Annotated in this window: 6 protein-coding genes and 4 pseudogenes; 4 read left to right on the forward strand and 6 right to left on the reverse strand. The window is 40.2% G+C overall.

Going from position 1 to position 11030, the window contains the following annotated elements:
• Positions 1–272 precede the first annotated feature (272 nt).
• The 6 genes and pseudogenes from pgsA to C3Z13_RS11025 form a co-directional block, all read right to left on the reverse strand.
• Positions 273–820 (reverse strand): annotated as a pseudogene (gene pgsA / locus C3Z13_RS11000) (CDP-diacylglycerol--glycerol-3-phosphate 3-phosphatidyltransferase).
• Between the two features lie 117 nt (positions 821–937).
• Positions 938–3803: pseudogene (locus tag C3Z13_RS11005) on the reverse strand (valine--tRNA ligase).
• A 19-nt stretch (positions 3804–3822) separates the two neighbouring features.
• Positions 3823–4401, reverse strand: coding sequence for a hypothetical protein (locus C3Z13_RS11010; RefSeq protein ID WP_103855938.1), 579 nt, complete (start codon positions 4399–4401; stop codon positions 3823–3825).
• A 245-nt stretch (positions 4402–4646) separates the two neighbouring features.
• Entirely contained in the window at positions 4647–5636 is a 990-nt protein-coding gene (locus C3Z13_RS11015; protein ID WP_245872656.1) for a GmrSD restriction endonuclease domain-containing protein, read from the reverse strand.
• 28 nt (positions 5637–5664) lie between these two features.
• The gene (locus C3Z13_RS11020; protein WP_103855939.1) at positions 5665–6102 is read right to left on the reverse strand and encodes a GNAT family N-acetyltransferase; all 438 of its coding nucleotides are present in this window, start codon (positions 6100–6102) and stop codon (positions 5665–5667) included.
• The gene (locus C3Z13_RS11025) at positions 6102–6545 is read right to left on the reverse strand and encodes a DNA polymerase III subunit chi (protein WP_103855940.1); all 444 of its coding nucleotides are present in this window, start codon (positions 6543–6545) and stop codon (positions 6102–6104) included. The genes C3Z13_RS11020 and C3Z13_RS11025 overlap by 1 nt, the downstream gene beginning before the upstream one ends.
• 242 nt (positions 6546–6787) lie before the next feature.
• On the opposite strand from C3Z13_RS11025, the gene fumC reads away from it, so the two are divergent.
• The 4 genes and pseudogenes from fumC (at position 6788) to C3Z13_RS11045 (ending at position 10913) form a co-directional block, all read left to right on the forward strand.
• Positions 6788–8182: a class II fumarate hydratase gene (fumC, locus tag C3Z13_RS11030; protein WP_103855941.1), complete on the forward strand. Its 1395-nt coding sequence runs from the start codon at positions 6788–6790 to the stop codon at positions 8180–8182.
• Positions 8183–8382: 200 nt separating this feature from the next.
• A pseudogene (trpE, locus tag C3Z13_RS11035) lies at positions 8383–9926 on the forward strand (anthranilate synthase component I).
• A 9-nt stretch (positions 9927–9935) separates the two neighbouring features.
• Positions 9936–10517 (forward strand): aminodeoxychorismate/anthranilate synthase component II, encoded by a 582-nt coding sequence (locus C3Z13_RS11040; RefSeq protein ID WP_103855942.1) that lies wholly within the window; start codon positions 9936–9938, stop codon positions 10515–10517.
• Positions 10518–10527: 10 nt separating this feature from the next.
• A pseudogene (locus C3Z13_RS11045) lies at positions 10528–10913 on the forward strand (tautomerase family protein).
• Positions 10914–11030 lie beyond the last annotated feature (117 nt).

Here is an 11030-nt window from a genome sequence, read left to right on the forward strand (position 1 = left end):
CTGAGCTATTCCCGCATAATTAGCTAACCATCCGGCCTTGCTAAACAACGAGGTGCATTTTACGGATTTACGCCGATTAGTCAAATAGAAATTTCTTACTTTGTGTTTGATTGACTAAAAAAATTCACTTTCTATAAATTCGTTTATTTTGAAAGCAGAGCTTGGTGATTTCCACTTCGATATTATTTTTAGCTTAGCTCTTCCACAAAAAAATTGATAAAAAAACACCGCACTTAGTTATCTACCCAAGTGCGGTGTAATTTTTGAGAATTTTATTCTTCTAATAAATTATCTTTTGCGGCTTTGAGATATTGTAGCATTGACCAAACCGTTAAAATCGCGGCGATATATAAGAATACGATACCTGCAATTTCCATTAAAACATTATAACGCCATAGCAATCCGCCTAATGCCAGCATTTGTGAAGCAGTTTTCACTTTGCCAAGCCAAGACACGGCCACTTTGCTACGACTGCCGATTTCAGCCATCCACTCACGCAAAGCAGAAACGATGATTTCCCTTGAGATCATTACAATCGCGGGCAAGGTTACCCAAAAACTGTGTTGATATTCCACCACTAATACCAGTGCGGCAACTACCATCACTTTGTCCGCAACGGGATCGAGAAATGCGCCAAAGGGCGTGCTTTGATTCCATTTTCGTGCCAAATAGCCATCGAACCAGTCTGTAACAGCGGCAACAAAAAGATCGCAGTGGTTAAAAATGGCGCCCAAGCAAAAGGGAGATAAAACGCCAAGACAAAAAATGGGATAAGCACCACACGGAATAAGGTCAGAATTGTTGGGAAGTTTAATTTCATAGGGCGTAACAATCACAGAAAATAGATAATCGTTGATTATTTTAAAGCATATTTTTCTAATTAGAAAACACTATTTAAAAAATATCCCTCTGAAAAGAGGGATATTTTTGCTCGAAATTAAAGAGCTTCGATCGCCTGATATTGCGCTTGAACTTTTGCAATCGCTTCTTGATAGCCTTGCATTTTTTCACGTTCTTTCGCAATCACTTGCTCAGGGGCTTTCGCTACAAAGGCTTCATTGCTCAATTTGTTTTCAATACGCGCAATTTCACCGTTGAGTTTTTCTAGCTCTTTGGTTAAGCGTGCTAGCTCGGTTGCTTTATCAATAAAGCCAGCCATTGGAATAAGAAGTTCCGTGTTGCCAACTAATTTGGTTACTGAGAATGGCGCTTCTACCCCATCATTTAACACTTCAACGCTGTCTAATTTCGCCATACTTGCTAATAATGTGCAGTTATCGGCGAGAATTTGTTGCTGTTCTGGCGTTAAATGGCGTAATAGTGCGTCTAAGCCTTTGCTCGGTGCGATATTACATTCCGCACGGATATTACGCACCGCGATAATAATCTCTTTCAGCCAGTTGATTTGCTGTTCGGCTTGCTCATCAAGCTGACTTGGCTCACATTGCGGATAAGGCTGAAGCATAATGGTGTCGCCACTCACGCCAGCAAAGCCTTTCACTTTTTGCCAAATTTCTTCCGTGATGAATGGAATAATTGGGTGAGCTAAACGCAACAATTTTTCCAACACATTCACTAGCGTACGGCTCGCCCCACGTTTTTGAGCATCTGAGCCTTGAGCAAACACGGATTTGGTGAGCTCCAAATACCAGTCGCAGAACTGATCCCAAGTAAATTCATAAATCGCGTTGGCTGCCAAATCAAAACGATATTGCCCAAATGCGGTACGGACAGCTTGGGTCGCTCGGTTAAACGCCGATTGAATCCAACGATCCGCAAGGCTATATTCCACCTCGCCCTCAGACAAATCGAGCTTTTCATTGGTTAGAACGAAACGGCTCGCATTCCACAATTTATTACAGAAATTGCGATAGCCCTCCAAGCGTTTCATATCCCAGTTAATGTCGCGTCCGTTGCTGGCAAGGGCGGCGAGGGTGAAACGCAAGGCATCAGTACCGTGAGCCGCAATGCCATCGGCAAACGCTTTGCGGGTGGCTTTAGCGATTTTTTCCGCTAATTGCGGTTGCATCATATTGCCGGTGCGTTTTTCTAACAAATCTTCAAGGCTGATGCCGTCAATCATATCAATCGGATCAAGCACGTTGCCTTTTGATTTCGACATTTTTTGTCCCGTTTTCATCACGGATCAAGCCCGTTACATACACGGTTTTGAACGGCACTTGCGGTTTGCCATTTTCATCTTTGATGAAGTGCATTGTGAACATAATCATTCGTGCCACCCAGAAGAAAATGATGTCAAATCCTGTGATTAACACATCTGTTGGGTGGAACATTTTCAGCTCTTTTGTTTGCTGCGGCCAGCCAAGGGTAGAGAATGTCCACAACGCCGATGAGAACCAAGTGTCTAGCACGTCTTCATCTTGCTTCAGCACCACATCAGAATTTAGCTGATATTTTGACCGCACTTCAGCTTCACTGCGTGCCACATAAATGTTGCCCTCTGCGTCATACCACGCAGGAATGCGATGTCCCCACCACAGTTGGCGAGAAATACACCAGTCTTGAATATCACGCATCCACGAGAAATAGAGGTTTTCATATTGTTTCGGCACAAATTGGATTTCGCCCTCTTCCACCGCTTTGGTCGCCACTTCTGCCAACGGTTTTACGCTCACATACCATTGATCAGTCAGCATTGGCTCAATCGGCACGCCACCACGATCGCCATAAGGCACTTTGAGATCGTGCGGTTTGATTTCTTCCAATAAGCCTAAGGCATCGAAATCCGCCACAATTTGCTTACGTGCGGCAAAACGCTCCATTCCACGATATTTCTCAGGAATTTCAGCCACATAATCCGCTAAGGGTTTGTTGTCCACACCGATGATTTCAGGTTCATCACGAATATCCGCATTCAAAGTCATCACGTTCACCATTGGCAACTGATGACGCTTACCCACTTCGTAGTCGTTGAAATCGTGAGCAGGTGTGATTTTCACTACTCCCGTTCCAAATTCACGATCCACATAATCATCAGCGATAATCGGGATTTCACGATTCGCCAGCGGTAAGATCACGGTTTTGCCGATAAGAGATTGATAACGCTCATCTTCAGGGTGTACCGCTACCGCCGTATCGCCCAGCATTGTTTCAGGACGAGTGGTAGCAACCACTAAATAATCTTTGCCATCTGTCGTTTTTTCGCCGTTAGCTAATGGATAGCGGAAATGCCAGAGCGAGCCTTTACTTTCCTTATTTTCCACTTCGAGATCGGAAATCGCGGTGTGGAGTTTTGGATCCCAGTTTACAAGGCGTTTACCACGATAAATCAAGCCCTCCTCGTGCAAACGCACAAAGACTTCTTTCACCGCCTCAGACAAGCCATCGTCCATTGTGAAACGCTCACGTTCCCAATCAATGGAGTTACCCAAACGTCGCATTTGCTGGCTGATCGTGCCACCTGAATAGGCTTTCCAATCCCAGATTTTTTCAATAAAGGCTTCACGGCCGTAATCGTGGCGAGTTTTGCCCTCTTCCGCTGCGATTTTACGCTCCACCACCATTTGTGTGGCGATCCCAGCGTGGTCTGTCCCCGCCTGCCAAAGGGTATTATCCCCCTCCATACGGTGGAAACGGATCAGGGTATCCATTAAGGTTTGCTGGAAAGCGTGTCCCATATGCAACGATCCTGTTACATTCGGTGGTGGAATCGCAATGCAATAACTCGGTGCATTCGGGTTTTCATTCGGCTTAAAATAGCCCGCTTCTTCCCAGTGTTTATAAAGTGCTTGTTCTACGGCAGAAGGATCAAAACGATCTGCCATTTCAAATTTTTGTGTCATCTTTGGATCTCTATAATTATTAAATAATATTATTTACATCTTTTTTATGAAATTCATCAATTTTCATAATTAGAAATGAGTAATAATGCAAAGCTTCCTTATAATCTCTATAAATTTCTTCAATATCCCTATCATAGTCAGAAAATTTAACACCTTTATGGACAACTATATTTCTTTCCTTTCCTAAGGATAGAAAAGATCTTTCTCCATTTTTCAACTTAGAGAATTTATTTATTTTTTCCTTCATACAATTACAAAAGTTTTCCCCAAATAACATATAGAAACTATTACAATTATTTTTCTCCCATGAAAATAATGTATGATATTTTCTTGATAAAGCTTGGCAATTAATGAAATTATACAGAATATTATTGTTAGACGAAAAAATTTTCGGAAGGCATTCTAATAAATGCCGTTCGAAGGAATTAGCAACTGATATGACAAAAACCTTACGAAAGACATCTATATAATCTTGCTTTAGTGATACCAAAAATGGCAGTTTTATTATATGAATATCTATATCCGAAATGTTCTTTTGATATTCTTTATACATTTTATCTATACGGGTAAAATAATTATTATCCTTTATACAATTCATAAGCAATCTTTAACCTATTAGAAACATTAACTTTTGATGGTAGTTTTCCCCGTTGATGCATCTCTAAAATTTTTATGGCATTTTAGCTTTTCCAAATAGCTATGTTCTATTGATATAGTATTAATATTTTTATTTATACAGGCACCTCTACAAACACCATAAAAACAGCCTCTAAAAATGTAATACTAACATTATTATTCTTTTCATTATTAAAGCTAAAATCTGAACTTGAGAATTTAGATATTTCACTCATAAAATTTCTCCCATAAATTATGGTAAAAAATAATATCTTCGCTCTCTATGCTTTTTAGTGCATTTGCAATATTATTTAAAAAACCTGTAATAGAGTTTTGATATTCTATATAACCATTACCATTTCCTTTTTTTAATATAGAATCATGTCCAGCTAAGAGCATGCCAAAGAGCCTCAAAATAAATTCAACATCCTTCAACCTAAGATCTTCATTATCTTTATTTAAAATATTTTTCCTCCATACAACATTCTTATTCATTTGTTTCATTTTTTCTAAAAACTTAGAACTATATAAAGACATTCTTATTTCTTGTGCATTTAAGTTTACCCCACCACTGTTCAATCTATTGAAGATTTCAAACATAGATTGTACATTATCTTCGGAATCTATTGACGGTTTTATAATCATATTTCTGATTGTAGATAAATCTAATGTTGTTTTATCATCAAAATCTAAGGTAGAGTAAGATTGAGAGTCAAATCTATTTTTATTAGGTGATTGATTTGAATTAAGTTTTAATTTAAAATCACTAAAGCATTTATTATCCTCTAAAAAAGAGCTATCTATAAACTCTCCTTTACTTTTATATTCTTTTAGTTTTAATCTTACTTCTTTATTTTGAGTCTTTGGAAAGCGTCCTTTAACGAAAAAGTAGATTGACATCAATCTTTGTTGCCCATCAATGATAAAAAATTCATTTCTAGATTTTTCATATAAAAACATCTGAGGTATAGGAAGTCCAATTAATAAAGACTCAATTAACTTTGATGCTTTATATATATCCCAAACATAATTCCTCTGAAAATCAGGTATTTTAAATATACCAGCATCAAGAAATGATATTATAGTTGATATATTAAAATCATTCGGTGTTGTTACTAATTTAAAATTTTCTGATGGATATAAACTTTCGCTAGAATCTACCTCATCATTATCAAGTAGTGTTTCTGAATTATTTTTTGTATAGTCATTAAAACTCATAGCTATCCTCATTCATCTTATTCATAAATTACATATTTTTTAGCTTCATATCTAAATGCCAAATTCCATCTTCAAGATAAGTTTCAGATATTATACTAAATCCGAAGAATTTGTAAAAATCCTTCAAATAACTTTGTGCTTGGATTAGCACAGGTTCTGTTGCCCAATGTTGTTGGCAATAAGCCAGCGCTTGTTGCACTAACTCTTTGGCTAAGCCTTTGCCCCGTGCCTGTTGTGCGACTAGCACTCTGCCAATATGAATGCCGTCAGCCTGTGGAATAATTCGGCAATAAGCACAAATTTTACCGTCAAATTCTTGCCAAAAATGCACCGCACTTTTATCCCAGTGATCTACTTCTTGATAGGCACATTGTTGTTCCACTACAAACACGGCGGTGCGTAATTGATAAATCGCAAACAATTCTTCTGTGCTAAGTTGGGCAAAGGGTTTTGCAATCCACGACATTAGGCTTGCTCCGTGCTTAATTGCCAACCAAGCTGACGGTATTGTTTATAACGTTCACGGGCAATGGCTTTTTGTGCTTCATCGCTCGGAACAAAATCGATTACTTGGGTAAAACTTGCCACGAAATCAGGCACTTGAGCTTGTAAGTTAATTAACAGCTCACGGCGTTGTGCGTTACGTTTTCCTGCCCAGCTAATTTCAATGGGCGTGGCATATTGGGTGATTTCGCCCGATAAATTATGCGGCACAAACTCTTCTGGCTCTCTTGCCCATAAGGCTTCATCAAGCCGAAATGCCTGTTCTTCACTTTCGCAACTCATCAGCACTTTTTTGCCTAATCGCCAAGCTTGCACAGCCAAATCACAAGCCAAGGTTTCCATTGCGGACAATGGTGCTTTGGGTTGTGTTTTTTGTAAAATATAAAACTGTGCTTGCTTTGCCATAAAAATGCGTCTTTTGCCTGTATGAAATCAAATTTTTAAACGCATAATTTTAACGAAAAATCCGCGAAATAGAAAACATTAATTTTTGCGCTATTAAAAAATTCAAAAAAATCTTACCGCTCTTTATGATCTATATCACAAAACAAAAAATTCGCCCTGCCCTTTACGTTCCATTCCTACTCCCAAAGTGTTAAACTCAAGGCGTTTTCTTATTATTAATTCAATCATTTGAGGTAACTAGAATGGAATTTCGTATTGAAAAAGACACCATGGGCGAAGTGAAAGTACCAGCCGATAAATACTGGGCGGCACAAACAGAACGTTCGCGCAACAATTTCAAAATTGGCCCTGCGGCTTCAATGCCACACGAAATTATTGAGGCGTTTGGTTATTTGAAAAAAGCCGCTGCGTACGCAAACAATGAGCTAGGCGTATTGCCAATGGAAAAACGCGATTTAATCTCGCAAGCCTGCGATGAAATTTTAGCCCATAAACTTGACGATCAATTCCCTTTGGTGATTTGGCAAACGGGTTCAGGCACGCAATCCAATATGAACCTAAATGAAGTGATTGCTAACCGTGCGCACGTTATCAATGGTGGAAAATTAAGGGAAAAATCCATTATTCACCCAAATGATGATGTCAATAAATCACAATCTTCCAATGATACTTATCCAACTGCAATGCACATTGCCGCCTATAAAAAAGTGGTGGAAGTAACCATTCCTTGCATTGAACGCTTACAAAAAACCTTCGCAGCAAAAGCAGAAGCCTTTAAAGATGTGGTGAAAATCGGGCGTACTCACTTAATGGACGCCACGCCACTCACTCTTGGGCAAGAATTTTCTGCTTATGCCGCACAATTAGATTTCGGTTTGCGTGCATTGAAAAACACCCTGCCACACCTTGCACAGCTTGCACTAGGTGGCACGGCAGTCGGCACGGGCTTGAACACGCCAAAAGGTTATGATATAAAAGTGGCGGAATACATCGCAAAATTCACAGGTTTGCCATTCATTACCGCTGAAAATAAATTTGAAGCCCTAGCCACACACGATGCCATTGTGGAAACCCACGGTGCGTTAAAACAATTAGCAATGTCATTGTTCAAAATTGCCAACGATATTCGTTTATTAGCCTCAGGCCCGCGTTCAGGAATTGGGGAAATTTTAATCCCAGAAAACGAGCCGGGTTCATCAATTATGCCGGGTAAAGTGAACCCAACGCAGTGCGAAGCCCTCACAATGGTTTGTGCTCAAGTGTTAGGCAACGACACCACCATTTCCTTTGCAGGCTCGCAAGGGCATTTCCAACTTAACGTGTTCAAACCCGTGATGGCGTACAACTTCTTGCAATCCGCCCAATTATTAGCGGACGCTTGTGTCTCATTTGATGAGCATTGTGCAAGTGGTATTGAGCCTAACTACCCTCGCATTAAACAACAATTAGAAAATTCCTTAATGCTGGTTACCGCACTTAACACGCATATCGGTTATGAAAATGCGGCAAAAATCGCAAAAACCGCGCATAAAAATGGTACAACATTAAGAGAAGAAGCCATTAATCTTGGTTTGGTTACCCCAGAGCAATTTGACGAATGGGTTCGCCCTGAAGATATGGTGGGCAGTTTGAAATAGGGCTAATTTTAGCATTCATCTAAATGTAAAATGTTGGTGAAGAATATTCTTTTCCAACATTTTTTCTATTTTTATCAGCGAAATCAATGAAACAAGCCATTCTGGCTAAATTTTCCTTTTTGATAAAAAACAATCCTTGACAAACCTTCTTTGTACTAGTTTAATAGTACGCAATTATTTTATGCAACAAAGGAATTCTGATGACAACGCCTTTCCTCCACGTTTTTTTGCAAGAAGTGGGTTACCACAACGATCCCACTGCGGTATTTGCTACCTTGTGCCAAGATCAAAAAAACACATTGTTACTTGAATCCGCTGAAATCAGCAGTAAAAATAGCTTAAAAAGTCTATTATTAATCAATTCAGCGTTAAAAATCAGTTGCTTAGGACAATGTGTTACCTTTACTGCGTTAAATGCAAACGGTGCAGCATTGTTACCTTTGGTGCAAGAAAAATTGCAGCCGATTACTCAGTACCTTTCCCGCCAAGATAACCAAATGATCGCAGAATTTACCCCGTTTAGTCATAATCTTGATGAAGACAGCAAATTGCAAGCCCCAACCATTTTTGATGGCTTGCGTTGCTTAACGGATCTTTACAAAACAAGGAATACACCGATTTTTTTAGGCGGTTTGTTCGCCTATGATTTAGTGGCGAATTTTATTCCAATGGAAAACATTACACTGCAAGATGACGGTTTAACCTGCCCCGACTATGTTTTCTATCTTGCGGAACAGTTGCTCGTTCTCGATCATCAGCAACAGCAAGCTCAGCTTCACAGCTTTTGTTTTAGCGAAAATGCACTCAGTGCAGTAAAACAAAGTGCGGTGCAAATTACGCAAAAATTACAAAAATTGAACCGCACTTAACGGTTCAACCAGCTTCCACGGAAGTGAGTGTAAACATTGAAGATGAGCCATTTAAAGACATTATTCGCCGCTTAAAACACCATATCAATATTGGCGATGTGTTCCAGATCGTGCCTTCGCGCCGTTTTTCTTTGGCTTGTCCGAATAGCCTTGCCACTTATCGCCAATTAAAAGTGAACAACCCAAGCCCTTATATGTTTTATATGCAGGACGAAGATTTCACCTTATTTGGCGCTTCTCCTGAAAGTGCGTTGAAATATAGCCAAGATTCACGTCAATTAGAAATCTATCCGATTGCAGGATCGCGCCCACGCGGTTTTGATGCCCAAGGCAATATCGATCCTGAATTAGATGCGCGTTTAGAACTGGAATTACGGTTAGATAAAAAAGAATTAGCGGAACATTTAATGCTGGTGGATTTAGCCCGTAATGATGTGGCTCGCGTTTGCCAAAGTGACACACGCCAAGTGAAGGATTTAATGCAGGTGGATCGCTATTCCCACATTATGCACTTGGTATCACGCGTGGTGGGTAAACTTCGTCCTGAACTTGATGCCCTACACGCCTACCAAGCCTGTATGAATATGGGAACGCTCACGGGTGCACCGAAAATCAAAGCAATGCAACTCATCTATCAAGTGGAACAACAAAAACGCCACAGTTATGGCGGTGCGGTGGGCTATCTCTCATCAGACGGCAATTTTGATACCTGCATTGTGATCCGCTCGGCTTTCGTACAAAAAGACGTGGCTTATATCCAAGCGGGCTGTGGTGAAGTGCTAGATTCCGATCCGCAAATGGAAGCCGATGAAACCCGCCACAAAGCTCGTGCAGTGATCCACACCATTATGCAAACCAACCAGCTTGCTCAATAAGGAAAGATTATGGCAAATATTGTATTTTTAGATAATTTCGATTCCTTCACTTATAACTTGGTGGATCAATTCCGCACGCTCGGACACCAAGTGCAAATTTACCGTAACGATTGCGACATTGAGCTAGTGGAAAAAATGGCATTACAGCCCAACAGCATTCTTGCCCTTTCGCCAGGGCCGGGTAATCCGCAAGAAGCGGGCATTTTGCTCCCGCTCATTCAACGCCTAAAAGGAAAAGTGCCGATGATCGGCATCTGTTTAGGGCATCAAGCACTGATCGAAGCCTTTGGCGGTGATGTGGTGCATTCTGGCGAAGTGCTACACGGCAAAGTTTCTAACATTCAACACGATGAACAAGCAATGTTCGCAGGCTTAAACAACCCAATGCCTGTGGCACGTTACCATTCCTTAATGGGGGAAAATTTGCCCGATGAATTTGTGGTGAATGCCGAATATCAAGGCATTATTATGGCAATTCGCCACAAAACCCTGCCGATTTGTGGTTTTCAATTTCACCCCGAAAGCATTCTCACCGTGCAAGGGGGGAAATTGTTAGAAAACTCGGTAAACTGGTTGCTTCACCGCGATTAAGGATAAGGCGATGATTATTGTTTATGGATTAAAAGAGCATATTGCCGCAGGCAAAACACAACTGGCAGAGATTATTTACCATTGCCTAAACTTAGAAATGGACATTCCCAAAGGCAAGCATTTTATTTACTTTCAAGGTGCGGAGGCAGAAGATTTATACCTGCCTAGTGGGCGAAGCGAAAATTTCACTGCCATTGAAATTAATTTAATGCAAGGTCGCACGGAATTTACCAAAAACGACTAATCAAAATGCTGTTTTGTGAATTAGAAAATAAACTCGGTATCTCACCGATTGATGTTGAAATTACCATCCACGAACAACCCGCCCACTGCTGGGGCTTCCGTGGAATGACGGGCGATGAGGCGAAAGATCTAACTTATAGCATTTATCGCTAAATAATTTTGCATTTTGATTATTATAAAGTGTTAAATAATGCACTCTCGGGTTCCCTTCAGTCTTGCCCGAATGGAAGTTAAATTTTTAGGCGAAAAAAATTGTAATTTTGTGTAGCG

The sequence above is a fragment of the Avibacterium endocarditidis genome, from assembly GCF_002921145.1.
GTDB lineage: Bacteria > Pseudomonadota > Gammaproteobacteria > Enterobacterales > Pasteurellaceae > Avibacterium > Avibacterium endocarditidis.